The 25,068-nt window shown below is 38.7% G+C and carries 20 protein-coding genes; 4 read left to right on the top strand and 16 right to left on the bottom strand.

Annotation, left to right across the window (positions count from 1 at the left end; translation table 11 throughout):
• Positions 1 to 35 precede the first annotated feature (35 nt).
• The 14 genes from I6F65_RS14585 to I6F65_RS14520 form a co-directional block, all read right to left on the bottom strand.
• Positions 36 to 3,122: a ligand-binding sensor domain-containing diguanylate cyclase gene (locus tag I6F65_RS14585; protein WP_024612229.1), complete on the bottom strand. Its 3,087-nt coding sequence runs from the start codon at positions 3,120 to 3,122 to the stop codon at positions 36 to 38.
• A gap of 37 nt (positions 3,123 to 3,159) precedes the next feature.
• Complete coding sequence (locus I6F65_RS14580; RefSeq protein WP_024612228.1) at positions 3,160 to 3,645, bottom strand: phosphatidylglycerophosphatase A; 486 nt, start codon at positions 3,643 to 3,645, stop codon at positions 3,160 to 3,162.
• The gene (gene thiL / locus I6F65_RS14575) at positions 3,642 to 4,616 is read right to left on the bottom strand and encodes a thiamine-phosphate kinase (protein WP_197113560.1); all 975 of its coding nucleotides are present in this window, start codon (positions 4,614 to 4,616) and stop codon (positions 3,642 to 3,644) included. The genes I6F65_RS14580 and thiL overlap by 4 nt, the downstream gene beginning before the upstream one ends.
• 84 nt (positions 4,617 to 4,700) lie before the next feature.
• Positions 4,701 to 5,111: a transcription antitermination factor NusB gene (gene nusB, locus I6F65_RS14570; protein WP_024612226.1), complete on the bottom strand. Its 411-nt coding sequence runs from the start codon at positions 5,109 to 5,111 to the stop codon at positions 4,701 to 4,703.
• Positions 5,112 to 5,126: 15 nt separating this feature from the next.
• Positions 5,127 to 5,591, bottom strand: coding sequence for a 6,7-dimethyl-8-ribityllumazine synthase (gene ribE, locus I6F65_RS14565; RefSeq protein WP_002961753.1), 465 nt, complete (start codon positions 5,589 to 5,591; stop codon positions 5,127 to 5,129).
• Positions 5,592 to 5,692: 101 nt separating this feature from the next.
• Positions 5,693 to 6,805: a bifunctional 3,4-dihydroxy-2-butanone-4-phosphate synthase/GTP cyclohydrolase II gene (gene ribBA, locus I6F65_RS14560; protein WP_197113557.1), complete on the bottom strand. Its 1,113-nt coding sequence runs from the start codon at positions 6,803 to 6,805 to the stop codon at positions 5,693 to 5,695.
• Positions 6,806 to 6,834: 29 nt separating this feature from the next.
• Complete coding sequence (locus tag I6F65_RS14555; RefSeq protein ID WP_024612224.1) at positions 6,835 to 7,488, bottom strand: riboflavin synthase; 654 nt, start codon at positions 7,486 to 7,488, stop codon at positions 6,835 to 6,837.
• Between the two features lie 17 nt (positions 7,489 to 7,505).
• Positions 7,506 to 8,642 (bottom strand): bifunctional diaminohydroxyphosphoribosylaminopyrimidine deaminase/5-amino-6-(5-phosphoribosylamino)uracil reductase RibD, encoded by a 1,137-nt coding sequence (gene ribD, locus I6F65_RS14550; RefSeq protein WP_166112161.1) that lies wholly within the window; start codon positions 8,640 to 8,642, stop codon positions 7,506 to 7,508.
• A 2-nt stretch (positions 8,643 to 8,644) separates the two neighbouring features.
• Positions 8,645 to 9,094, bottom strand: coding sequence for a transcriptional regulator NrdR (gene nrdR / locus I6F65_RS14545; RefSeq protein ID WP_002961761.1), 450 nt, complete (start codon positions 9,092 to 9,094; stop codon positions 8,645 to 8,647).
• A gap of 367 nt (positions 9,095 to 9,461) precedes the next feature.
• Positions 9,462 to 10,718, bottom strand: a complete 1,257-nt coding sequence (glyA, locus tag I6F65_RS14540; RefSeq protein ID WP_024612222.1) for a serine hydroxymethyltransferase — start codon at positions 10,716 to 10,718, stop codon at positions 9,462 to 9,464.
• A gap of 269 nt (positions 10,719 to 10,987) precedes the next feature.
• Complete coding sequence (thrC, locus tag I6F65_RS14535) at positions 10,988 to 12,271, bottom strand: threonine synthase (RefSeq protein WP_166112158.1); 1,284 nt, start codon at positions 12,269 to 12,271, stop codon at positions 10,988 to 10,990.
• A gap of 11 nt (positions 12,272 to 12,282) precedes the next feature.
• Positions 12,283 to 13,218: a homoserine kinase gene (thrB, locus tag I6F65_RS14530; RefSeq protein WP_166112155.1), complete on the bottom strand. Its 936-nt coding sequence runs from the start codon at positions 13,216 to 13,218 to the stop codon at positions 12,283 to 12,285.
• A 9-nt stretch (positions 13,219 to 13,227) separates the two neighbouring features.
• Positions 13,228 to 15,645 (bottom strand): bifunctional aspartate kinase/homoserine dehydrogenase I, encoded by a 2,418-nt coding sequence (gene thrA / locus I6F65_RS14525; RefSeq protein WP_166112152.1) that lies wholly within the window; start codon positions 15,643 to 15,645, stop codon positions 13,228 to 13,230.
• Between the two features lie 227 nt (positions 15,646 to 15,872).
• Positions 15,873 to 16,238 carry a response regulator gene (locus I6F65_RS14520; RefSeq protein ID WP_197113554.1) on the bottom strand — a complete coding sequence of 122 codons (366 nt, stop codon included), beginning with the start codon at positions 16,236 to 16,238 and terminating at the stop codon, positions 15,873 to 15,875.
• A 289-nt stretch (positions 16,239 to 16,527) separates the two neighbouring features.
• Here I6F65_RS14520 and I6F65_RS14515 point away from each other — a divergent pair, with 289 nt between their 5' ends.
• Complete coding sequence (locus I6F65_RS14515) at positions 16,528 to 18,294, top strand: sensor histidine kinase (protein ID WP_166112149.1); 1,767 nt, start codon at positions 16,528 to 16,530, stop codon at positions 18,292 to 18,294.
• 80 nt (positions 18,295 to 18,374) lie between these two features.
• Positions 18,375 to 19,292, top strand: a complete 918-nt coding sequence (gene rdgC, locus I6F65_RS14510) for a recombination-associated protein RdgC (protein ID WP_166112146.1) — start codon at positions 18,375 to 18,377, stop codon at positions 19,290 to 19,292.
• Between the two features lie 73 nt (positions 19,293 to 19,365).
• On the opposite strand, the gene I6F65_RS14505 is transcribed toward rdgC, so the two are convergent.
• Positions 19,366 to 20,205: an HDOD domain-containing protein gene (locus I6F65_RS14505; protein WP_166112143.1), complete on the bottom strand. Its 840-nt coding sequence runs from the start codon at positions 20,203 to 20,205 to the stop codon at positions 19,366 to 19,368.
• Positions 20,206 to 20,503: 298 nt separating this feature from the next.
• Here I6F65_RS14505 and I6F65_RS14500 point away from each other — a divergent pair, with 298 nt between their 5' ends.
• A complete protein-coding gene (locus I6F65_RS14500; RefSeq protein ID WP_197113551.1) occupies positions 20,504 to 22,213 on the top strand; it encodes a Zn-dependent hydrolase in 1,710 nt (569 codons plus the stop codon).
• Between the two features lie 41 nt (positions 22,214 to 22,254).
• On the opposite strand, the gene I6F65_RS14495 is transcribed toward I6F65_RS14500, so the two are convergent.
• Positions 22,255 to 22,659, bottom strand: a complete 405-nt coding sequence (locus I6F65_RS14495; RefSeq protein ID WP_024612372.1) for an HIT domain-containing protein — start codon at positions 22,657 to 22,659, stop codon at positions 22,255 to 22,257.
• 111 nt (positions 22,660 to 22,770) lie between these two features.
• On the opposite strand from I6F65_RS14495, the gene I6F65_RS14490 reads away from it, so the two are divergent.
• Positions 22,771 to 24,996, top strand: coding sequence for a S9 family peptidase (locus I6F65_RS14490; RefSeq protein ID WP_024612371.1), 2,226 nt, complete (start codon positions 22,771 to 22,773; stop codon positions 24,994 to 24,996).
• The last annotated feature ends 72 nt before the right edge of the window (positions 24,997 to 25,068 follow it).

Here is a 25,068-nt window from a genome sequence, read left to right as displayed (position 1 = left end):
CCTTACCACGCCTGACCAATAAAATTGGTTGGGCATTATCGCATCCATACCTTAATATCAGCTAAGCCATTGCTTTGTAAAATACCTAATTGTTGGTCAACATTAGAATTTTGTTCAAACTCAAATGCATCTAATTGATCGTCAAAAGTAATATTTGCAACACCATCACCACCACGTTTTTTAACTTGATGTAGCGCTATATCAGCTAAGTTAATAGATGTTTCCCAGCTTATAACTTGCCCACCAAGTAATGGTAACGGATAAAAAGACCAACCAATAGAAGTGGTTATATTGGTGCTTTTTCCATTTGGTAATTGGAACGAATATTCAGCAACAGCTTTGCATAACTCAGATGAATAACTATCAATTTTGTTACACTTAAAGTCTCGTAGTAATAATAAAAATTCATCACCACTCCAGCGTGCTACATAATCAGACCCTTGTGTACGAGAGTTAAGTAAGGCGGCCATTTGCTGTAAACAACTATCTCCAGCTATAGGACCGAATGCATCATTAATTCGACTAAAGTTATCTAAATTGATAATTAATAAAACAAGTGATTTGCCCTGAGCTTGTAATGATTGCGAGTTACGTTGAAAATGTTCAATATCTTTTGGAAGTTGATCAAACAAAAATCGACGGCTACGCAGCCCTGTAAGTTCATCTGAGTGACTTACTAGCTTAAGCTGTGAGTTAACTTGATTAAGCTTATCATTTGCTTGGCGTAGTTCTAATGTACGATCAGTGATCAGCCCTTCAAGCACTTCTTGCTTTCTGCGCTCTTGTGCTCTAAACACCCAAAATACTAAGTAAAAGAGTAAAATAAAGCCGCTAGTAATTAGTAATCTAAAATAAATAGTCTCATCAAAACGCTCAGGTACAATAAAGCCATATTCAGCTTCTTGTGCTCGGCTCCAATCCTCACCTTGTCGTTTAGCTTCCAGCTGAAACAAAAACGAGCCTGCAGGTAAGTTAGTATAAATAGCTTCTCTGCGTGTATTTGCATAACGCCAATCACTATCCAAACCACTTAGTTTATATCTAAACTCAATACTACTTGGCGCGTAGTAATCTATAGCGGTATAAGTTAACGTTACGTCGCGTTCATCTGTATTTAATGACGGCTTTTTACCAAGTGCTGCAGTGGTTAAATTACGTAATGGAGTGGTAATTGTTTCTACTTTTGGTTTTAATGCACCAACACCAAATAATTCTACGTTTTTAGGTATTTCAACAACACCTTGTAAACTTGGATACCAAATTGAATTACCCGTGTTAGCTACTGCATCATGTCCAAGCCCGCTACAACATTGATTTGCTTTACCGTCGAGTTGACGGTCGAATGAAGAAATAACTTCCTCTACTTTTAAGCTTTTTATCTCTGTTTTAAACTGCTCTACGGGCATTCTATAAACACCTTTCATGGTGCTTACCCATACATGTTTTAAATTTTCATCGTACTCTAAACTGAAAATAGATCCGTACGGTAAACCATTAGCCGCATCTAGTTGGCGCCACTGCCCCTGCGTGCTTCGATAAAACAAACCGTCGTTAAGAGAGCCAATTAAAATACCAACGCCATCTATATGCAAAACACTCGTTACGTAAGCGCTTTCTAAGGTAGTTTGATCGCCAATTTTTTCTATTCCACGATCAGTAAAATAATAAGCGCCTTTGCTAGTACCAATAACCCCAAAATTTGTTTTATCTAATACGTAGGTAATAAATTTACTGCCTAAAAACGCATTATATGCAAATGGCGTCAATCCGGAATAACTTAATCGGTATAACCCTCGACCAGTCCCTATCCAAAAACCGCCCTTACTTGAGCGACTAATTGCAAACACTGGATTATCACGAAGTGCTCTGCCCGGTACCGTATAAAGTGTATTTTTTTCAAAAACAAACAAACCTCTGCCAGTCGCTATATATAGCCTACCGCCATCAAATTCTAGGTCATGCACTGACGCTCGTCCGTACTTAGTACTTGGAATTAAATTAATAAAACTTTTATTTAAATCAAAGTAACCAATGCCACTTTTATTTGCGACCCATAACTTACCATCTGGCGCTTGGGTAATTGCCATAACTGCTTCTGTCATTTCAGATAACGCAGAGTGCCTTTCTACACGCCCTTCATGAGCAAGCCATAAGCCTTCACTAAAACTGGCTAGCCATACGTTATTTTGGTCATCACGAAAAATGTCAGCAAACCAAATGCTTTGATCAAGCTGACTTGGCTCTACCCATTCCCACTCGCCCGACTTACCTCTGAACAGTAAACGTCCGTAAGTTGATACCCAAAGACCACCATCGCTATCACTCATAAACTTGTATACAGCAGAGTTGTTTGTATTTGGTAAAGGGAAAGGTCTTAATTCATCATCTAGATCGAGAAAGTAAGCACCTAGTTCAGATGCTAAATACAAGTTACCGTTTAAAAAAGATAAATCATGAACAATCGTTTGCGCTAAGCGCTCCGGTAACGAAATTTTTGCGGTGAGTTCTAAACGTAATTTAGAAAAATCAGAAGAGCTTTTTGTTAACCTTAGTAAATGACGATCGTTAACTAACCAAATACCTTCAGGGGAAAGCGCCATTTGGGTAACCGAGCCCACAATTTGAGTAATAACGGTCGCATTAACAATTGGAAGAGGAGCACTAGCTTTAGTTTGTAAATCAACTTGGCTTCTATCAACGTAATAAAGCCCATTAGCTGCAATCCAAATGCTCCCTTTTGCATCTTGCAGTATATCTCTAACTGGTCCTTTAATATTAAATTCTTGTGCGGCAAATGTAGTGGGATTAATAACAACGAGCCCACTTTTAGTGCCAATCCATAGCAATCCGTTCGAATCGACTAAAAGTTTATTAATACCATTACTTGGCAGAAAAGGACTATTTTGAGTATTGTAGTTAGTAAACGTGTTGCCATCAAAGCGACTTAAGCCAAACTGAGTGCCAAGCCACATATAGCCTTGTTTATCTTGTACAACACTTTTAAGTGATTGCGATGGTAAACCATCTTTTATATTCCATTGTTTAACTACATAATCAGTAATTGAGGCCCAACTTGGCGTCGCGCACAACATCAGTACACAAACCAGTAAAAATCGCATCATAGTACTGCCACCTAGTTAAACAATTCAAATATAAAAATTAAAAGGGTATATAACCCGCTTTTATTAACGCCTGCAAACAAATAAGCGAAAATACACCTGCAAGTATATCGTCTGCCATAATACCAAAACCACCCTTTACATGCTTATCTAGCATACGGATTGGACCAGGTTTTGCTATATCAAAAAATCGAAACAACAAAAAGCCTACTAACAAGCTCTGCCAACTAAGCGCGGCACCGATCATGGTAATGTAATACCCAGCAACTTCGTCCCACACAATAGCGGGATGGTCATGTACACCTAAGTCATCTGCAGTTTTACCACATACCCATATACCAAATATACTGATAACGACAGCAAATACAATTTGAAGCCATAATGGATAGTACATGGTCATAAAAATAAATGGTAAAGCAGCAAAAGTGCCAAATGTACCAGGCGCTTTAGGCGCAAGACCTGTACCAAAACCTAAACCAAAAAATTGGTGAGGGCGCTTTAAATTAAATAATCGGTTATTACTCAAACCGACTCCTTGGCAAAATGCTCAAAGCCTTGTTGCTCAAAATCAAAGTTTTCACCATTATATAAAAGCTCAATATTTCCATCACCACTTTTAACTTGCCCAATAAGGGTAGCATCTACACCATACTGACGCAGCTTTAAATCTAACATCCCTTTACTACTATCCGGGACTGTAAATAATAATTCATAGTCATCACCGTAACTAAGAATAAATGGTAACTGCTGCTTAAAATCAAGACTAGATTTCATCGCATCCGATGTAGGAATATCTTCTATATTTATAACCGCACTCGCTTGAGACATATCAAGAATATGACCCAAATCAGCAAGTAACCCATCTGACACATCTATCGCTGAAGATGCAAGCCCGCGCAATACCTGACCAGCAGCAACACGAGGTGTTGGATAATCAAAACGCTTGTTTACATACTTTAAGTGCTCAGGCTCTATTTTTAAACCTTGTTTACGCGACTCAATTGCTAGTCCCGCATCTCCTAATGGACCTGTAACATAAATCCAATCACCTACTTTAGCACCGCTTCTACATAAAGCTTTACCTTCAGGTACGGTTCCTTTAGCGCAAATAGTAATAGTTAACGGACCTTGGGTCGTATCTCCACCAATTATTTGGACATTAAAGTATTCAGCAATTTCGTGCATACCTTCAGTAAATTCTTCTATCCACTGTGGGTCTATACTTGGCAATGTTAGTGCAACTGAAACCCATGTTGGTTCAGCACCCATTGCTGCTAAGTCACTTAAATTTACAGCAAGTGCTCTATGACCTAATGCTCGAGGAGAAATATCATCAAAAAAGTGCACGCCAGAAACAAGTGTATCTGTTGTGATTGCAAGTTGGCAGTTCTGTGGAACGGTGACTAAAGCGCAATCATCCCCTATACCTAGGTTAACATCACGACGAGTTATACCGCGACCTTTAAAGTAACGGTTTATTAATTCAAATTCCTTCATACACAAAAAAGCCGACCTATGCCGGCTCTCCTTTTTAACGGTTGTTAAAACCAATCAATCTGAAAATTTCAGAAGTGATTAATATTACTTGCGTAAATGCTTAACAGCTTTATCAAGTACACCGTTTACAAATTTATGGCTATCTTCAGCACCAAAAATTTTGGCAAGTTCAATACCTTCGTTGATAGCAACTTTATAAGGTACATCTTCACGGAATTTAAGTTCGTAGCTGCTTAAACGTAAAATTGCTCGCTCAACCATATCTAAATCGTTAAATGGACGTGTTAAATGTGGCGATACAGCTTCGTCTAATTGCTTATAATTTACAGCAACACCCGTCGCTAAATCTTTAAAGTATTCAACGTCAATTTTAGTAACGTCTGTTTCGATCAACATTTGTTGCTCGATATCGGCAATCAGATTGCCACTTATTTGCCAAGAATATACGGCTTGGAGTGCTAAAGTACGTGCTTTACGTCTTGCTGCTGGTTTCACAAAAATTCCTTAAACTTAAATTTTATCTAACACATTAACCATTTCAAGCGCACCTAAAGCAGCTTCGCCGCCTTTGTTACCCATTTTGGTACCAGCACGCTCAATTGCTTGTTCAATGCTTTCTGTGGTTAATACGCCAAATGCAACCGGGATATCATACTCAAGTGATACTTGCGCAAGACCCTTGTTTGATTCGCCAGCAACTAGGTCAAAGTGTGGTGTACCACCTCTGATCACTACGCCTAATGCGATGATTGCATCATACTCTTTTTTTGCCGCAACGCGTTTAGCTGCTAAAGGTAACTCTACCGCACCAGGTACATAAATAACGGTAATATCGTCATCTGAAACACCACCAGTACGCTTTAATTCATCAACAGCGCCTGCTAATAGACTGCTACCAATAAAGTCATTAAAACGAGAAATAACAATGGCAAATTTTTTGCCTGGAGCGTACTTATTACCTTCAATAATTTTCATTCGATAACCTTAAAAATAAGTTTGAGCGGTTGCGATTGCGCAAAAATTGCTGCGCATCATACCATAAAAATAAAATAATAGACTAGTTAAAAGCAGAGCGCTTATTGCGGCTCAACGTAATCAACAACTTCTAAATGAAAGCCCGAAAGCGCATGGTACTTTTTAGGGCGACTCATTAATCGCATTTGTTTAATTCCAAGATCTGCAAGTATTTGCGAACCAACACCAACCGTACGAGAGGTACCTTTGAATTTACGTGGCGTAACATCTTCGCCAGCATCTGCGGCTGCAAATGCTTTTACAGTAGCTTCTAATTCTTCAGTGCTTTCTTGCTTACCTAAAATAACTAAAGCACCTTCATTTTTAGCAATATAAGCCATTGCCTCAGAAAGCCCCCAACTACGGTCAGCACTTCTGTCTGAAAGCAAAATATCGTTAAAAGTACTCTGCAAATGTACGCGTACATTGGTCGGTTCTTGCTCTTTAACTTCGCCTTTAAGCAGTACGTAATGTAATTGGCCGTCAATTGTGTCTTTGTAAGTAACTAAATCAAATTCACCATGAACAGTAGGCAACTTACATTTTGCAACTTGCTCAATAGTTGTTTCGTTGAGATTTCGGTATTCGATTAAATCAGCGATGGTACCAATTTTAATATCGTGCTGTTTTGCAAAAACTTCTAAATCAGGACGGCGTGCCATAGTGCCATCGGCATTAAGTATTTCAACAATAACAGATGATGCTTCAAGCCCAGCTAAACGAGCCAAATCACAGCCGGCTTCAGTATGCCCAGCGCGAGTTAATACTCCGCCTGGTTGCGCCATGATAGGAAAAATATGACCAGGCTGAACAATATCACTTGGTATTGCACCTTTAGCTATAGCAGCTTGCACTGTACGCGCTCTATCTGCGGCAGAAATACCGGTTGTAACACCTTTAGATGCTTCAATCGACATTGTAAAATTAGTTGAAAAAGCAGCACCATTATTTTTAACCATTAGCGGTAAATCAAGTTGCTCACAACGCTCTTGCGTCATGGTTAAACAAATTAAACCACGACCATGAGTAGCCATAAAGTTAATCGCTTGTGCACTAATATGCTCAGCTGCAATAATTAAATCGCCTTCATTTTCTCTATCTTCATCGTCCATTAAAATAACCATTTTACCGGCTTTAATATCATCGATGATTTCTTGTGCGCTGTGTAAATTCATAAATTTGCTCGTGTAAGTTATCAGTTTCGTTATTTAATAAAACCCGCTTTAGCGAGTAAGCTCATCGAAATATCAGAGCCAGTAGGTTGCTCTGCACCTTTTATAAGGCGCTCTAAATAACGTGCAATTTGATCGACTTCTAAATTAACCTGAGTACCTACTTTAAAATGAGCAATCGTAGTTTGCTCACTAGTGTGTGGGACAATTGTTAATTTGAATTTATTACCTTCTACAGCATTTACTGTCAGGCTTATACCATCAATACATACCGAACCTTTGTACGGAATGTATTTCATTAAATTTTCGTCGGTTGTAAGCCAATATTCTGTAGCTCGCGCATTAGGAGTAATAGCTGTAATAGTTGCTATGCCATCAACATGACCAGATACAAGATGACCGCCCAAACGCGAAACCGGTTGCATGGCTTTTTCAAGATTAACCGTTTGCCCTAAAGCGTAGTGAGAAAAACCCGTTAAACCAATCGTCTCATTTGATAAATCAGCACTAAAGCCATCTATGTGTTTATCAACAACCGTTAAGCAAACACCATTGGTTGCAATACTGTCGCCTAGCTTTACGTCTTTCATATCAAGGTCAGTACTTTGAATACGAATGGCTAAGTCGCCTTGTTTTTTTTGTAATAAAGCAATTTTACCTGTGGCTTCTATTATTCCAGTAAACATAGCACTACTCTTTTTTATTAAGTGGTTTTAATGAGTTTTTTTACCGCTGTAATACGCAAATCATCGCCAATACGCGCACACTCATTAAATGTTAAATCGATTGTATTTTGCATACTCATCAATTCAGGAAAATTTACTAAACCTTTTGCATCATGACCCATGAGTTTAGGCGCTAAATAAAAAACAAACTCATCTATTAAATCAAGCTCTGTCATTTTACCAGCAAGTGTTGCGCCAGCCTCAAGCCACACATTATTAAACTGTAGCTGACCAAGTTTTTGTAAAACAGCCAACAAGTCAACCTTACCGTTACTTTCACTCACTTGTATATGCTTTACAAAGTGCGGCCACTGTAGTGATTTATCAAGCTTAGTTGTAAATATTATTACATCGCTTTGAATTTTAAATAAAGCTAGGTTAGGCGTTAAACGGTTACGAGAGTCAATTATAACACGCACGGGCTGGCGAAGCGGTAAATCAGTGGGAAGTGCATTCGGTAATTCGCTTAATCGTACATTGAGTTTAGCATCGTCTACTAATACGGTATCAGCTCCGGTTAAAATAGCGCAGCTTTGCGCTCGATATAATTGTACGTCTTGGCGAGCAGCGGGACCGGTTATCCATTTACTTTGCCCATTTTTAAGCGCTGTTTTACCGTCAATACTTGCTGCCATTTTGCAGGTCACATAAGGTAAACCTTGCTCCATTCGCTTAAAAAAGCCAACGTTAAGTGCGCGAGCTTGTGATTCTAGTAACCCGTGAGCAACCTCAATACCAGCATCAGCTAATATTTTAAGACCCTTGCCTGCAACTTGTGGGTTTGTATCAACCATAGCGGCAATTACTTTTACCACGCCCGCCTTTTTTAAACCTTCAGCGCACGGCGGCGTACGCCCATAATGACTACAAGGCTCAAGCGTTACATAGGCAGTTGCGCCTTTTGCATTATTGCCAGCTATTGCCAGTGCATTTACTTCAGCATGACCTTGGCCAGCTAATTGATGAAAACCCTCACCAATTATTTGATTGTTTTTAACTAATACACAGCCAACATTAGGATTAGGCGTTGTAGTAAATCGACCTTTTTTGGCAAGCTCTATGGCGCGTGCCATATACATTTCGTCATGTTCGGTAAAAGTAGTTTGGCTTTGCATTGTTACTCCCCTAAGCGGGCAATTTCTTCGCCAAATTCACGTATGTCTTCAAACGAGCGATAAACAGAGGCAAATCTTACGTACGCTACTTTATCAAGCTTTTTGAGCGCTTCCATAATGCATTCACCAACCAAATGGCTTGAAATTTCTCGCTCACCCGTTGCGCGTAGTTGCGATTTTATTATATTCACTACTTCGTCTACTTGCTCGGTGCTCACTGGGCGTTTTTCGAGCGCACGGTTTAATCCATTTAAAAGTTTATCTTCGTTAAATGGTTCGCGGCTGCCGTCTTGTTTAATAACACGAGGCATAACCAATTCAGCGCCTTCAAATGTAGTAAAGCGCTCGTGGCAGTCGTTACACTCACGACGCCTGCGAACTTGATGGCCTCCGCCAACAAGGCGTGAGTCAATAACTTTAGTATCTTTTGCGGTACAAAATGGACAATGCATAACTCGGTACTTCCGTTTTAAAACAAAAAAGACCGCTAAATAGCGGTCTTTTATCTTAGCAAAAAAATAGGGCCTGTTGACCTTTCAGGATTAAATTTGTTCTATCTAGGGGCGATTTAATCGCGGCGCGAGGTTTGTAACCTAGTGGGCTAAGTAAAAACCGAGCAACAAAGAGTAAATCGCCCCTAGGACGAACCCGAGGGCAGTGCATGTTTGTCATTTATGCTGCGTTATCGCCTATTTGTGTGGAGTAACCACACTACATAGACTCTGCCTTGCCTAAAAACCAAACATACTACTGCAAATTAAACCTCGAAAGATAAACAGACCCTAGCTTATGTGATCTAAATTACTGCTGCTTATGTAATTAAGCGTAAACAGGTAATTTTGCACAAATTGCTTTTACTTTTTCTTTAACTTGCGCCTGTACAGATTCATCTGAGATGTTATCTAGTACGTCACAAATCCAGCCAGCAAGCTCTTTTGATTCTACTTCTGTAAAACCACGACGAGTTATTGCAGGTGAACCAATACGCAAACCAGATGTAACAAACGGTGAGCGAGGATCGTTAGGCACTGAGTTTTTATTAACGGTGATGTTAGCGTTGCCTAGGGCAGCGTCTGCATCTTTACCGGTGATATCTTTATCGATTAAATCAAGTAAAAATAAGTGGTTTTCAGTTTTATCAGATACGATTTTGTAGCCACGTTCTTGCATAACTGCAACCATTGCTTTTGCGTTTTTAACAACTTGTGTTTGGTATACTTTAAACTCTGGTTGAAGCGCTTCTTTAAATGCCACTGCCTTTGCTGCAATAACATGACATAAAGGACCACCTTGACCACCAGGGAACACAGCACTGTTAAGCTTTTTATAAATAGCTTCGTCGCCACATGCAGAAATAATTAAACCACCACGAGGACCAGCAAGTGTTTTATGCGTAGTTGTAGTAACAACATGAGCATGAGGTACTGGGCTTGGGTAAACGCCTGCCGCAATTAAACCAGCAACGTGAGCCATATCAACAAACAGGTAAGCACCGATTTTGTCAGCAATTTCACGGAACTTAGCCCAATCAACAATACCTGAGTACGCTGAAAAACCACCAATGATCATTTTTGGTTTATGCTCAAGTGCTAATGCTTCAACTTGTGCGTAATCAATTTCACCCGTTGCTTCATCTAGTCCGTATTGGATTGCATTGTAAAGCTTGCCAGAGAAACTTACGTGAGAACCGTGAGTTAAATGACCGCCATGAGCTAAGCTCATACCTAGTACAGTATCGCCAGCATCTAATAATGCTAGAAAAACAGCAGCATTTGCTTGCGAACCAGCGTGTGGTTGTACGTTAGCGTAGTCAGAACCAAATAATTCGTTAGCACGGTCAATTGCTAATTGCTCAACAACATCTACATGCTCACAACCGCCATAGTAACGCTTACCTGGGTAACCTTCTGCGTATTTGTTAGTAAGCTGTGAGCCCTGTGCTTCTAGTACACGTGGGCTACAGTAGTTTTCAGATGCAATTAGTTCAATGTGCTCTTCTTGGCGAGCAGTTTCTTTAGTGATTGCGTCAAATAACTCTGGATCAAAATCCGAAATATTCATGCTACGTTCTAACATTGGGGTCTCCTAGGGCAACGTGTATGGTGTTTTTTAGAGGCTTTATTGTACGCTTTAAACGACTCTTTGCCTACGCTCTTAAGTTGAGGATATTTAAACAGGGATTGAAACTATTTCACAGCTCTTTTAAGATGATATTTTTTAATAAATACATAATTATTTTAAATGCATTTTATTTTCTACATTTAATTAACTAATGAAAGCCTTTCTTTTTTATAATTAAAACTCATAAAAAAAGCGGCCTAAACCGCTTAACTTTCTATCTTGTATTAACCTAACTTAGCGAGCATTTCAGTGCGTAACGCGTCGTAATCGGCGTTTATATCACTTGCTAAGCATGGTTTTGCTAATGCATCGCTAAGTGGTTTTGGCATATCTAACTCAATGTTTAAAATACCTTCTACGCTCTCTTTAAACTTAGCAGGATGAGCTGTCGCTAAAAAGATACCAGCGGCACCAGGTGCTCGGTTTTCAACAAGACCTTGGTAAGCAATCGCGGTATGAGGTTCTGCCACATAGCCAGTTTGTTGAATTTTTTTCATCACTGCTTGCGTGTCTTGCTCGTTTACGCTGGTTGAATAAAAATTATCGTAGCTAAACCAGTTATTATCTAACATTGTTTGCACACGCGGCCAGTTGTTTGGCTTACTCACATCCATTGCATTTGAAAGCGATTCAAGCGTTGCGTTTGGCGTCCAGTTTTTATCAAGCATAAAGCGCGGCACAGTATCGTTTTGGTTTGTTGTTGCACTTAATTTGCCAACAGGTAAACCAATAACAGCACCAATCATTGCGGCGCACACATTACCAAAATTACCACTAGGTACTGATATATGTGCCGTTGCGCGCTTTTCTTTTGGTAGCTGTGCAATTGCCTCAAAGTAATAACAAACCTGAGCAACTAAACGGCTAATATTAATTGAGTTAGCTGAGTTAAGCCCAAGTGTTGATTTAACTTCTTCATCTAAAAAGGCATTTTTAACAAGCTCTTGGCAATCATCAAAGCTGCCCTCAACTGCATAACAATGAATATTATTACCTAGCGTAGTAAATAGCTTTTGCTGAGCAAGTGAAATCTTGCCTTTAGGATATAAAATTACTACGTCGATATTTGGTTTATTGTAAAAAGCATGCGCTACAGCTGCACCAGTATCGCCTGATGTTGCTGTTAAAATAGTTACTTTTTCATCTTTATTAAATTGCGTTAAACACTCAGCCATAAAGCGACCGCCAAAGTCTTTAAACGCAAGTGTAGGACCATGAAACAGCTCTAAACAATATGTGTTCTCTTCAACTTCCACCAGCTTAACTGGAAAGTTAAACGCGTTTTTAACCATTTGTGCCACGGTGTCACTTGGTAGCTCATTACCAATTAGGTGGGATAATATTTTGCCACTGCGCGTAACGAAGTCCATATCAAGCAATGCATCAACATCTGTTAATGGGGCTAGTGACTCTGGAAAAAACACACCTTGGTTACGACCCAAACCTGTTTTTACGGCTTCAACGAACGACACTTTTTGTGAGCTATCTTTTAAATTATGTAATTGCATGACTACCTATCCTATAAAACTGTTAATTGACGCGTGCCGTCGTTATCTAACTTACAAATGTGGCAAAAGCCTTGCTCGTTAATATAATTTGCTTCTAACCATTGTGCGCATTGCTGTGCAGCTTCAAGTGTTTTACACACAGTAAATAAGGTTGGTCCTGCGCCCGAAATACTCACTATTTCTGCGCCTAACGCTGGCAAGCTTGCTTTTGCTTCGCTAAAACCATTAATAAGTGGTGCACGGTAAGGTTCTGCTATTTCATCTTTCATTATGCTTAGCGCATCGTCAAAACGGCTAGTTAACAGTAAGCTGCTAAATGCTGATAAGCGCTGAGCAAATTCAACGCTTGCATGCATGCTCAATTCTTTAGGTAAAACAGAACGCGCTTTTGCTGTATTTAGCGAAAAACCAGGAAACGCAGCTACGTAATACCAGTTTTCATCAACCGGCAGTGCAATCGATTTATCAGGAATTAAATCACCTGTTAGCTGCAAACCACCTAAATAACATGGCGTGATGTTATCGTAATGACGACCGCCGCTTACTACAGCTTCAAAGTCAGCCATAAGCTCAATTAGCTCAACCTGGCTTAAATTAGTTTGTGCAAACTTATCAAGGGCAGCAAAAGTAGCCACGACCGAACATGCGCTAGATCCAAGCCCTGAGCCAATTGGTAAATTCTTTTTAAGCTCGAGCTTTACGCATGGCATGTTAGGCGCAACATGCGCTCTAAAATGTACTAAACACTGGTACGCTAAATTCTCATTAGGATCACTTGGTAACTTATGAGCGTATTCGCCTGTGCAAATAAATTCATCGCTTGATGCTGCGCTCACAACAGCTACATCGCCTAATAAACTGCCATCAATTGGCGCAAGCGCTGCGCCAAGGGCATCAAAACCCACTGCAAAATTACCAATAGACGCCGGAGCATATACTTCAATCATAGTCTGCTCCTAACGCGATAGCGTTTTTAAAATATCAGCAAACACACCCGCTGCTGTTACTTCAGAGCCAGCGCCATAACCACGAATTACAAACGGACGTGGTTGGTAATATTGGCTTAAAATAGCAAGTGCATTTTCACCATCGCGAATGACACTAAGCGCATGTTTTGCATCTACTGCTTCAATACCTACTTTACAATGACCTTCTTTAATTGTGCCTACATAGCGAAGTACTTTGCCTTCACTCGTAGCACTTTGAATAAGCTTGTTAAAATCAGCATCTAGGCTTGGTAGCTTTGCCATAAACTCATCAACGCTGTCTCCCTGTGCAAAACCTGGTGGTAATACAGACTCAACTTCAATATCGCTAAGCTCTAGTTGCATACCCGATTCACGGGCAATGATCAGTAACTTACGCGCTACATCGGTACCCGATAAGTCATCACGAGGGTCTGGCTCTGTAAAGCCGCTTTCTTTGGCTTTAATAGTTGCCTCAGAAAGTGATAAACCATCTTGTAATGCGCCAAACATGTACGAAAGAGAGCCTGATAAAATACCGCTAAACTCAAGCAACTCATCGCCAGCACCAAATAATGACTGCAAGTTATCGATTACTGGTAAGCCAGCACCTACGTTTGTCTCGTATAAAAACTTGCGGTTATTTCTTTGTGTTGCTGCAATTAAATCTTGGTAATAAGTATATGAGCTTGTTGTTGCCTTTTTATTGGCAGCCACAACATGAAAACCTGCATTTAAAAAATCTACATATTGCGCAGCTAGTGCATCTGACGATGTACAATCAACAAGTACGGGATTCACTAAATGATTTTGCTTAACAAACTGCTCTACTAATTTTAAATCAAATGCTTGCTCAGATGAGCCTAACTTTTGCTGCCAATCACTAAAAGCAATACCTTCACTATCTAGGTGTAATTGGCGAGAATTAGCAACGCCATACAAATTAAGTTTAATATTACGCTTTTCAAGCCAAGCTTGTTGACGCTCAAGCTGATTAATAAGCTCTTGACCAACTAAACCGCAACCTAGTAAAAACACATCAATTGATGGAACATGTGTGAAAAAGTTTTCGTGGCATACTTTTACCGCACCATTACACCTTTCACCATCAATTACAGCTGAAATAGCACTTTCGGTAGAGTCTTGTGCAATTGCGACAATGTTAACCTGTGCTTGTGCAAGGGATGCGAAAAACTTAGCAGCTAAACCTCTATGCGCACGCATATTGTCGCCAACTAAAGTAACAATAGCTAAATTACGTTGCACTTGTACCGGCTCAATTAATCCTGCCTTCGACTCAAGCTCAAACGCTGTTTGTAGTGCATCTAGCGCTAATGCTAAATCACTTTCATGTACACAAAAGCTGATGCTAAATTCACACGATGACTGCGTAATCAAAACAATAGAAACATTATCGTGCGCAAGTGCGTTAAATACCTTAGAAGCCATACCTACTTTGCCCTTCATGCCAGGGCCCGAAACTGTCAGCATAGCAAGGTCTTGTAAGCTCGAAAGGGCTTTTACAGGGTCGTTCGACGGGTAGTCATTACCAATTAACGAGCCTTGTGCATCTGGGTTATGTGTATTCTTAATTTCGCAAGGTACGCCCGCTTTAGCACACGGTAAAATTGTTTTAGGATGAAGTACTTTAGCGCCAAAGTAAGAAAGCTCCATTGCTTCTTTATAAGATAAAAAATCTACCTTTGTCGCTTTTTTAATATAACGGGGATCAGCGCTATATACGCCATCAACGTCTGTCCAAATTTGGCAAATTTCAGCTTCTAAACATGCAGCAGCAATTGCTGCCGAGTAATCAGAACCGTTACGACCAAGTGTTGTAAGCTCGCCCTTGTCATTACTAGCTGTAAAACCAGGCATAATATATATAGTGGCTGGATTTTCTTTTAACATAGCTTGAAAGCGCACTTTGCTTGCTACTAAGTCTGCTTCGGCATCAATATAACCACCTGTTGATGCAATACAGCTTGTTGCTTCTAAGTACTTAGCGTTATGTGAGCTTAATAAACGCTGCATAAGCGAGACACTTACACGCTCACCAAAACTAATTATAAAAGCACGAACCTGCTCTGGGCAGCACTTAATTAATGCAACACCATCAAGTTTATTTTTAAGTTCAGTAAAGTTTGGCCAGTTTTCAATAGTACCGTGATCTTTTTCTACAGCTGCTTTTAGTTCTTCGCATCTACTCACTAAAGCTTGCCATAACTCACTAAAGTCATGCCCTTGCTCAGCTTCACTTGCTAGAGCAACTAATGAATCGGTCATACCGCCTGGTGCTGAAAGTACTAATAGTACTTCGTCTTTTAATTGTGCTTTAACTAACTGAGCTACTTGTTGTAGGCATGTAAAGTCGGCAAGCGATGACCCACCAAATTTTAAAACGCGCATTGTTTATGTTCCTCATCCCATAAAACGAAAAAGGCCTGTGTTCTAAGTGAACACAGGCCTTTAAATTTGTTGCACCGACCTATGCCACTATCCAGTAAGAATGGTGGTTGTAATAATAATGGTCAGTACGCGATTAATTGTTTTCATAGGTTAAGACTGCCTCAACAAAGGCTATGCTGTCAACCCTAAATTAAAAGATAAAACAGCCTTTTTAAACATGAAAAAACCTAATGAATGCCAAATTTATGCAAAACATCACTTAAACTAGTTTTATCTATAGGTTTATTTATGAAGTCTATAGCACCTAATTGAGTAACTCTGTGTTTCATTTTATCTTGTATATCAGCAGAAATAACGAGTACAAAGCATTCAATTTTTTGCGCTTTTATATGTTCAAGTACCTCAACGCCATCTACTTCTGGCATAGTTAAATCTAGGCATAATAAATCAAAGTTATTAGTTTTAAATAGCTCAATAGCTTGGGCGCCATTTACAGCTTGCTGAATGTTCGCATCGACACATTGCTGCAAGCATCTAATTACTTGCTTACGCGCAACGGCAGAGTCGTCACACACTAAAATAGAAAAAGTCATAATGTTTACTACTAAATGAGCATAATTAAAGCTGTTAAGAAATAGCCATCCATAGCGACTTGTTCTATTCTACCACGGTACCTATATACGTAACAAAGCATCTAAGAATTTTCTGAGTAAAAAGAATTCTCTTAAATTCACAAGTTTGCCAAAGTACAAATTTAAACTCATTTGAGATTAAAATAACGCTTAAAATAAAATGTTTTTTATTTATTTTTAAGCATTTATTGACTAACTTTTATGTAACTAAGCAATCTTGTACTAAAACCAAAGGAACCATAAGCCACTTATGTTACAACAAAGCCTTTCTAAAAAGTTGCTGACCAGTGTTTTATCGGTCTATTTCTTGCTAACCTTTGTGGTCACTTGCGGGCAAGTCCTTGCTGAATATGTAAATACAAAAGACTATATTAGAGATGAATTAGCCACCTTACAAAAAACTTTTAGTCGTAGTTTAACCAGAGCCATTTGGGAGCTAAACACCAAGCAAACTATCACCACGGCAGAAGGTCTATTAGCTATCCCTATGATTGAAGGCATAATAGTGCGCGACGATAGCGGCGAAATAATCTCGCAGCTTGGGCGTTCTCTCGACATACATAAGTTGTACAGCCAACAATTAGTACAAGAAGAAGTTATTTTAGAAGATTCTAAGTCAGGTTTATTTGGATATACCTTTCCGCTTATATTCGAATTTTCGGGTAGAGCAACACAAGTTGGCGACGTTACTTTATTTTCTAGTCGAGAAGTCGTATTTAGTCGCATTATGGTTTCAATCTATTTTTTGATTGGTAATGCGATGATAAAAACAACATTTTTGATTATTTTGTTTTTAATGGCGTTCAGAAAATTACTTACCGATCCCCTATCTCAATTTATAGAACAAATAGAAAATCTTGAATTAGACGAACTTGAAGGTCAGCACATAGAAATAGAAACAGAAGAGCATAACGAGCTCAAAGTAATGGAGGAGTCATTTAACAATCTGATAGATAAAGTTGTTCAATACCGCCTAGAGCTTGAGCATGCGCAAAAGCAGCTAATAATAAGTAACGAAAAACTAGATCAACATAATGTTCAATTAGAGCAAGACGTAGCTCGTAAAACATCAAATTTAAGCCAAGCAATGATGGATTTACAACAACAAAAATATGAATTAGAAAAACAAAAAATTGTATTAACTGATGAAGTCGATCTTCGTCGCAGTACCGAGCAAGAGCTACTAACAAAACAAACCGAGTTACAACGTTACGTAGATGAATTAAGCCTTGCACAAGAGCGCCTACTCGGCACTGAAAAAATGGCCGCATTAGGTGGGCTAGTTGCAGGAATAACTCACGATATAAATACACCAATAGGTATTGGCGTTACCGCAATCTCATTTTTACAAGAGCGTTTAAATCAACTTGAAGCTGCCTATAAAGAAAAAACCCTGTCGCCTAAAGCCCTCGAAAATTTTATTAATGATGCTCAACAAAGTACTAGTTTACTAACAACAAACCTTGATAGAGCCTCAGAGTTAATTGCCAGTTTTAAGCAAATAGCAGTTGATCAAGCAAGCGAAGCCATAAGAACCATTAATTTTAAAGATTATGTAAACGAGGTTATTCGCTCACTTCATCCACAACTAAAAAAAACAGCCCATACTATTAAATTAGAATGCCCTGATGATCTTGTTTTAAATTTGCCTGCGGGTGCAATAAGCCAAATTTTTACTAACTTAATTATGAACTCACTTATTCATGGTTTTGAAGGCAAAAATAACGGCATTATGGATATTAAAATAACCAGTGACGAAACAAACCTAACCATTGATTACAAAGATAATGGTAATGGAGTGACAAATGAGCAGCTTAAAAAGTTGTTTGATCCGTTTTTTACTACCAAACGAGATCAAGGCGGAAGCGGACTTGGCACACACATAATGCTCAATTTAGTTAAACAAACTTTAAGCGGATCTATAGATGCAAGTAGCGAAGCTGGTAAGGGTTTACGTTACTATATTAAATTTCCAAAAAACATGCCTAAACCACTGCCTATTTTTAATCAAAATTAAACAGCCAGTAACAAATCAGTCATTTCGAGATACTGATTTTATTGTTATGATTGGATAAATTTTCAAATGGATCAATCCCCATGTGGTTTAGTAACCTTATTTGTTACCGCTTTAAGCAAGACGTTTCGTATACTCAAGAAGATTTCGATAAAGCATTAGAGCAAGACTTGTTTCGTCCATGTACAGGTCAAGAATTATCGACATTTGGCTGGACAAAAGCATTTGGAAAACACGGCGACACATTATCGCACTTTTCACAAAAAAGTATTTTAGTGTGTGCTAAGCGTGAAGAAAAAGTATTACCTGCTTCTGTTATTAATGAACTTGTTGCTGAAAAAGTTGATTTAATTGAAGCAGAAGAAAATCGTCCAGTTAAGAAAAAAGAAAAAGACGAATTAAAAGAAAACATTCTTCATGCTCTACTTCCACAAGCGTTTAAAAAATCTAGTTTACAGTTTGCGTTTATCGACCAAGAAAACGGTTGGGTTGTAGTAAACAGTGGCAGCTTTAATAAAGCAGAAGAGTTACTTGCCCTACTTCGTAAATCACTGGGTACATTACCTGTAGTACCTGCATTTGCAAATTACGACCTTGATGTATTTTTAACAGATTGGTTAACTAACTTCAGCACACCTGAAGGTTTTGCAATAGGCTCAGATGCTGAACTTGAAGAAGCAGACGACAGTGGCGCACAAGTTAAACTTAAAGGTCATGACTTATCATGTGACGAAGTGAAATCGCATCTTGAAAGCGGTAAACGCGTAACTAAACTTGCACTTGATTGGCAAGAGCGCGTTAAGTTCATGCTGCAAAATGATGGCTCTATTAAACGTTTAAGTTATTCAGAAACGTTAAAAGAAGAAAATGCTGATATCCCAAAAGAAGATATGGCAGTAAAACTAGATGCAGACTTTATTCTCTCTTCAGAAGAAATTAAACAATTACTTGAAGAGTTAACGTCTGGCTTAGGTGATGCAGACGATTTAGTAAAACCTTAAAGTTAAAACTATTTTAAGTATAAAAAAAGCACGATTCATTCGTGCTTTTTTTATGCTTAAAATTTAAGAGAACTTAACTAAACATATCTTTCACATCAACTAACATATCGTTGTACTCATCACTAGAGAACAACTGCATAGACGGAATAACACCTTTATCTATGTATACCTGTAATGCAGCTGATTTATCAGATACCTGTAATGTCCCCTCTAAAATAGCGCCAATGCGGATAAAGTCTACATAGCCAATTTGAGCTGGTTTATAACTCGGATCCGCCCAACTAAGTGCCACATCAGAAAACTCGTCAGGAAACTCCCATGCACGCATAATAGAAAAACCTATTTTACCGCTAAGCTTTTGAATTGCATGGGCTAGAAAGCTAGGATTAGCAAACACCTCAGGGTGACGTTCAGCTTCAGTCAAAATAGGTAATACACCAATATTATAAACAAGTGCAGCGAGGGTAATAGCATCGCGATTTAACGACGTATGCTTGTTATTTTTTAAATAAAATTCCATCAACGATATAGAATGACTCGCAACGGTCAGCGTTTTTTGCCACGCTTTGCCCATATACCCTTTAATGAGCTCATTATTTGAAACAAACAATTGCTCCATAGCCATAGCCGTTGCAATATTTTTAATTTGGCGCAAGCCAATACGTGTAACCGCCTGATGTAAATTAGATACTTTTACAGAGCGTCCCATTATTGCGCTATTAGCTACTTTGATCATACGAGCTGATAAAGCGGGATCTTGTGAGATAACGTCCGACATTTGCATTAAATTCACATCAGGGTTATCAGCAGCATAACGTACCTTAATAGCAACCTCAGGTAACGTTGGTAAAACCAGTGTATCGTTATTTATTCTATCGACTAAAATCGTTAAAAGTGCATTTTCTGTAGACATAAAGCTGTCATCCTTTTGTTCTTAGGTTGCAATGCAAATGCAAACCACGACAATTAATTTTTGATATTAGTAATACAATTAGTATTGTCTAACTTACCGCTAAAGTTAAGGAAATTATAGAGATTTATTTTTTATTCACGCTATTTTATCCCGACCATTTGCCTTACAACGCCTAACACTTGCTATTTACCATTCAGTTTTGGTTTAATGCAGTCACAATAAGGAAGCGTTTGTGCATTTTTAGCTACTTTGTTAGCACGTACAAAATATTAAACTTACTTTTTTAACAGGCAAAATAATGATCTTAAATAAAATTAGCCAAGCAATTATGCTCTCTGGTGTCGTTTTTCTTAGTGCATGCTCAGAGCAAGCTCCCTCTTCTACCGACAACACAACAGCAAAAACAGAGCAATCTTCAAAAGCAGAAAATAAGCAAATGGGTCCACAACTCATAAATGCTGACCAGCAACGTTTAGATATTTATACCGACTTTAGTTTACAAAGTGATTTGTCGCATTTAAGTGATAATCAAAAAGCCATGATTGTTAAACTTATTGATGCTTCAAAAGTAATGGATGAGTTATTTTGGAAACAATCATTTGGTAAAAGTAAAAGTGCATTTTTAGCAAAGTTAAACGATGAAAAAGTTCGTACATTTGCCGATATTAACTATGGTCCATGGGATCGTTTAAATGGTGATGAAGCTTTTTTATCTGGTTATAAAGAAAAACCACTTGGTGCGCAGTTTTACCCTGCAGACATCACTAAAGAAGAATTAAACAATGCCGACGTTGAAGACAAAACAGGTCTTTACTCTGTTATTAAACGTGATGAGCAAGGCAAACTTTACAGCGTACCTTACTCTAAAGAATACGCTACTGAACTTGCAAAAGCAGCCGACTTGCTACGCGAAGCAAGTAAGCTTGCTGACGACAAAGAATTTGCAAGCTATCTAAACCTTCGTGCTGATGCACTGCAAAAAGATGATTTTCAAGTATCTGATTTTGCATGGATGGATATGAAGAATAACCCTATTGATGTGGTTATTGGTCCTATTGAGACTTACGAAGACCAGTTGTTTGGTTACCGTGCTGCTTATGAGTCTTATGTATTAATTAAAGATCTAAAATGGAGCGAACGCCTAGCTAAATTTGCAGCATTTTTACCTGAGCTTCAAAAAGATTTACCTGTTGATGCTAAGTATAAACAGGAAGTACCAGGCTCTGACGCCGACTTAAACGCTTATGATGTTGTTTATTACGCAGGTCACTCTAACGCTGGTAGTAAAACAATAGCGATTAACTTGCCAAACGATGAGCAAGTACAATTAGAAAAAGGTACTCGCCGCCTACAACTTAAAAATGCAATGCGTGCTAAGTTTGACAAAATTTTAGTACCAATTGCTGATCAGCTGATTGTACCTGAACAACGTAAGCATATTACTTTCAATGCATTTTTTGCTAACACCATGTTTCACGAAGTGGCTCACGGTCTAGGTATTAAAAATACCATTACAGGTAAAGGTACCGTTCGCCAATCTCTACAAGAACACGCAAGTGCACTTGAGGAAGGTAAAGCCGATATACTTGGTTTATATATGGTTGAGCAGTTGCTTAAAAAAGGCGAGATTACTGAAGGTACACTTGAAGATTACTACACAACCTTTATGGCTGGTATTTTCCGCTCAGTACGTTTTGGTGCATCAAGTGCACATGGTCAAGCAAACATGATCCGCTTTAACTTTTTTGCACAAGAAGGCGCATTTTCTAAAAATGAAGCTGGTTTATATCGCGTTAATATGGAAAAAATGAGCATTGCAATGGCTAAGCTTTCTCGCTTAATTTTAACCTTACAAGGTGATGGCGATTACGAAAAAGTAGACCAGCTAATTGCAACTCATGGCGACATTAAAGAAGAACTTGCTAAAGACTTAGAAAAACTAAGCAAAGCAAATATTCCTGTAGATGTAACGTTTAAGCAAGGTAAAGAAGTACTAGGGCTTAAATAAGCTTAGTTAAACTTAGCTAAACCCTAAAAAAGCGTTGCAGTTTAAAACTGTAGCGCTTTTTTTAACTCTGTAATTTGTAACTCTGTATACGGAACTGCTGGATACTTACCCCAAATTGGCGCAGGCCAGGCAGCATCAGTCGTAAAACGTGCTATATGATGAATATGTAATTGCGGCACCATGTTCCCCAAAGCAGCAATGTTTAACTTATCAGGCTTAAATACATTCATAATCAACTTGCTTAGCTTTGCAGACTCTTTTAAATACACAATTTGATCACCCTCAGATAAATCAATAATCTCTTTTAAGGCAGGTTGCCTTGGTACTAATACAAACCATGGATACTGACTATCGTTCAACAAAAGTACTTTACACAGCGGCCAATCGGCAAGAGCTATACAGTCGCGTTTAAGCTCTGGGGCTAATTCGAATTCAGGGTTAGTCATTATAATGTCCTGCTTAGTCTTTAATAATTGACACTTTATAGCATTTAGTTGCAGTTGCACACGCTTGGCTTTACCATTCAAAGTAATATTTATAAAAGCGAAGGCAATCTTGTGCTAAAAAAAATAAAACACCTTTCACTTGCCCTGCCATTAATAGTTGGCGCTATTAGTGTTCAAGCAAAACCTTTATCGCTGGAGCGTATTTTTGACGATCCTAGCCTGTCGGGTAAGTCGCCGGTACAACTTAAATTTTCGCCGGATGGCAGCCGAGTAACTTATTTACAAGGTAAAAATGATGACTACAACCGCTACGATTTATGGGAATACAATTTAAAAGATAAAAAAAATCGTATTCTGGTTGATTCAGCTAAATTATTTTCAGGCCCAGAAAATCTATCTGATGAAGAAAAAGCACGCCGTGAACGCCAACGTATTTTTGGTAAAGGCATACTTGAATACAAATGGTCTAAAGATGGTAAAGCGCTTTTATTTCCACTTAACGGCGACCTTTATTATTACGAACTAGCATCAGGTAAAAGTAAAAAACTAACCGACACTGAAACATTTGAAACCGATGCACGTTTTTCACCTAAAGGTAACTATGTATCGTTTATTCGAGAGCAAAACCTTTATGCTTTAGAACTTGAATCAGGTAAAGAAATTCAGCTTAGCAAAGACGGTGGCGGCGTTATTAAAAACGGCATGGCCGAGTTTGTTGCTCAAGAAGAAATGAGCCGCATGACTGGCTATTGGTGGTCAGGTGACGAATCTAAAATTGCTTACACTCGTGTTGACGAAACCCCAGTAAAAGAAGCCATACGTAACGAAATTTACGCTGATGAAGTAAAACTATTTAATCAACGTTACCCATTTACAGGTACCGATAATGTCAAAATTCAACTTGGCGTAGTAAAACTAAACGATCAACAAGTAGATTGGATTGATTTAGGTAAAGACGAAGATATTTATATTGCCCGCGCTAAGTGGTTAAAAGATAGCGATACACTGTCGTACCAGTGGCAAAACCGCTCGCAACATAAACTAGAACTTCGTTTTTATAACAGTGAGTCAAAAACGCAAAAGGTAGCACTTACCGAAAACAGCGATACGTGGATCAACCTACATTTTGATCTTGAGTTTTTAAAAGACAAAAAACACTTTGTATGGGCATCTGAACGCGACGGTTTTAAACACTTATACCTATATCGCACAAATGGTCAGCTTGTTCGCCAAATTACAGCTGGTGATTGGACTGTTGATAGCTTAAAAGGCATTGATGAGAAAAAAGGCGTTGTGTACTTTGCTGGTCGAAAAGATACCCCTCTTGAAAGCCACCTGTACAGCGCTCCTTTATTCAAAAAGGGCGAAACAAAACGTATTACCGAAAAAGGTCAGTACCATAATGTTGTAATAGCAAAAGACAGCAAAACCTTTATCGATAATAGCTCGTCTGACAATAAACCAAATTCAGCAGCACTTCGCAAAATAAATGGCGAATTTATTACGTGGCTTGAAGAAAACAAGCTAGACAGTAATCACCCGCTTACACCTTATTTAAGTGACTTAACAAAACCAGAGTACGGCACAATTAAAGCCGAAGATGGTCAAGTTATGCATTATCGCCTATTTAAACCAAGCAACGTAACTGATGGCAAAAAACACCCTGTTATTGTTAACGTATACGGTGGTCCGCATGCACAACGAGTAACGAATAGCTGGCGTAGTAAAAACTTGTATTTTCAGTACATGGCGCAACAAGGTTACGTGATTTTTCAACTCGACAACCGTGGTTCTTATAACCGTGGTAAAAAGTTTGAAGATGCTATTTACAAGCACTTAGGTGTGGTTGAAGTGGCAGATCAAATTAAAGGCGTAGAGTTTTTACGTACTCTTGATTTTGTAGACCCACAACGCATTGGTGTTTATGGTCATAGTTACGGCGGCTACATGGCACTTATGACCATGTTTAAAGCGGGTGATTACTTTCAAGCAGGCGTGTCAGGTGCACCTGTAACCGATTGGGCACTATACGATACACATTATACTGAGCGTTATTTAGGTCACCCTGATACAAATGCTAAGGGCTATGAAGACAGTGCTGTTTTTCCTTACGCAGATGGCTTAAAAGGTCCATTAATGATTTACCATGGCATGGCAGACGACAACGTGTTGTTTACTCATTCCACTAAATTATTTAAGCAGCTTCAAGATAATGAGAAACAGTTTGAAATGATGACCTACCCAGGCTCTAAACACAGCTTACGTGGTAAACAAGTACAAACGCACTTACATCAAACCATTACTAACTTCTTTAATCGTCATTTTGATGTTAAATAGTTAAACAAGTTTAAAAAGTAGACTAAAGGCTGATTGATAAATCAGCCTTTTTTTTGCCTTAATGGTTATTGA

Origin of the sequence: Pseudoalteromonas sp. SWXJZ94C (assembly GCF_015864385.1) — a bacterium.
Classification (GTDB): Bacteria; Pseudomonadota; Gammaproteobacteria; order Enterobacterales; family Alteromonadaceae; genus Pseudoalteromonas.
Note: the sequence above shows the minus strand (reverse complement) of the source record. Positions and strands in the feature narration are given on the sequence as shown.

What these genes read in the sequence shown, in the direction of transcription:
- I6F65_RS14555 (WP_024612224.1), bottom strand. Translation starts at nt 7,488, where the DNA reads ATGTTTACTGGAATAATAGAAGCCACAGGTAAAATTGCTTTATTACAA.
- thrA (WP_166112152.1), bottom strand. Translation starts at nt 15,645, where the DNA reads ATGCGCGTTTTAAAATTTGGTGGGTCATCGCTTGCCGACTTTACATGC.
- I6F65_RS14585 (WP_024612229.1), bottom strand. Translation starts at nt 3,122, where the DNA reads ATGATGCGATTTTTACTGGTTTGTGTACTGATGTTGTGCGCGACGCCA.
- I6F65_RS14505 (WP_166112143.1), bottom strand. Translation starts at nt 20,205, where the DNA reads ATGTCTACAGAAAATGCACTTTTAACGATTTTAGTCGATAGAATAAAT.
- nrdR (WP_002961761.1), bottom strand. Translation starts at nt 9,094, where the DNA reads ATGCATTGTCCATTTTGTACCGCAAAAGATACTAAAGTTATTGACTCA.
- rdgC (WP_166112146.1), top strand. Translation starts at nt 18,375, where the DNA reads ATGTGGTTTAGTAACCTTATTTGTTACCGCTTTAAGCAAGACGTTTCG.
- ribE (WP_002961753.1), bottom strand. Translation starts at nt 5,591, where the DNA reads ATGAAAATTATTGAAGGTAATAAGTACGCTCCAGGCAAAAAATTTGCC.
- I6F65_RS14515 (WP_166112149.1), top strand. Translation starts at nt 16,528, where the DNA reads ATGTTACAACAAAGCCTTTCTAAAAAGTTGCTGACCAGTGTTTTATCG.
- thiL (WP_197113560.1), bottom strand. Translation starts at nt 4,616, where the DNA reads ATGAAGGAATTTGAATTAATAAACCGTTACTTTAAAGGTCGCGGTATA.
- ribBA (WP_197113557.1), bottom strand. Translation starts at nt 6,805, where the DNA reads ATGAATTTACACAGCGCACAAGAAATCATCGATGATATTAAAGCCGGT.
- I6F65_RS14500 (WP_197113551.1), top strand. Translation starts at nt 20,504, where the DNA reads ATGATCTTAAATAAAATTAGCCAAGCAATTATGCTCTCTGGTGTCGTT.
- I6F65_RS14495 (WP_024612372.1), bottom strand. Translation starts at nt 22,659, where the DNA reads ATGACTAACCCTGAATTCGAATTAGCCCCAGAGCTTAAACGCGACTGT.
- glyA (WP_024612222.1), bottom strand. Translation starts at nt 10,718, where the DNA reads ATGTTAGAACGTAGCATGAATATTTCGGATTTTGATCCAGAGTTATTT.
- I6F65_RS14520 (WP_197113554.1), bottom strand. Translation starts at nt 16,238, where the DNA reads ATGACTTTTTCTATTTTAGTGTGTGACGACTCTGCCGTTGCGCGTAAG.
- thrB (WP_166112155.1), bottom strand. Translation starts at nt 13,218, where the DNA reads ATGATTGAAGTATATGCTCCGGCGTCTATTGGTAATTTTGCAGTGGGT.
- thrC (WP_166112158.1), bottom strand. Translation starts at nt 12,271, where the DNA reads ATGCAATTACATAATTTAAAAGATAGCTCACAAAAAGTGTCGTTCGTT.
- ribD (WP_166112161.1), bottom strand. Translation starts at nt 8,642, where the DNA reads ATGCAAAGCCAAACTACTTTTACCGAACATGACGAAATGTATATGGCA.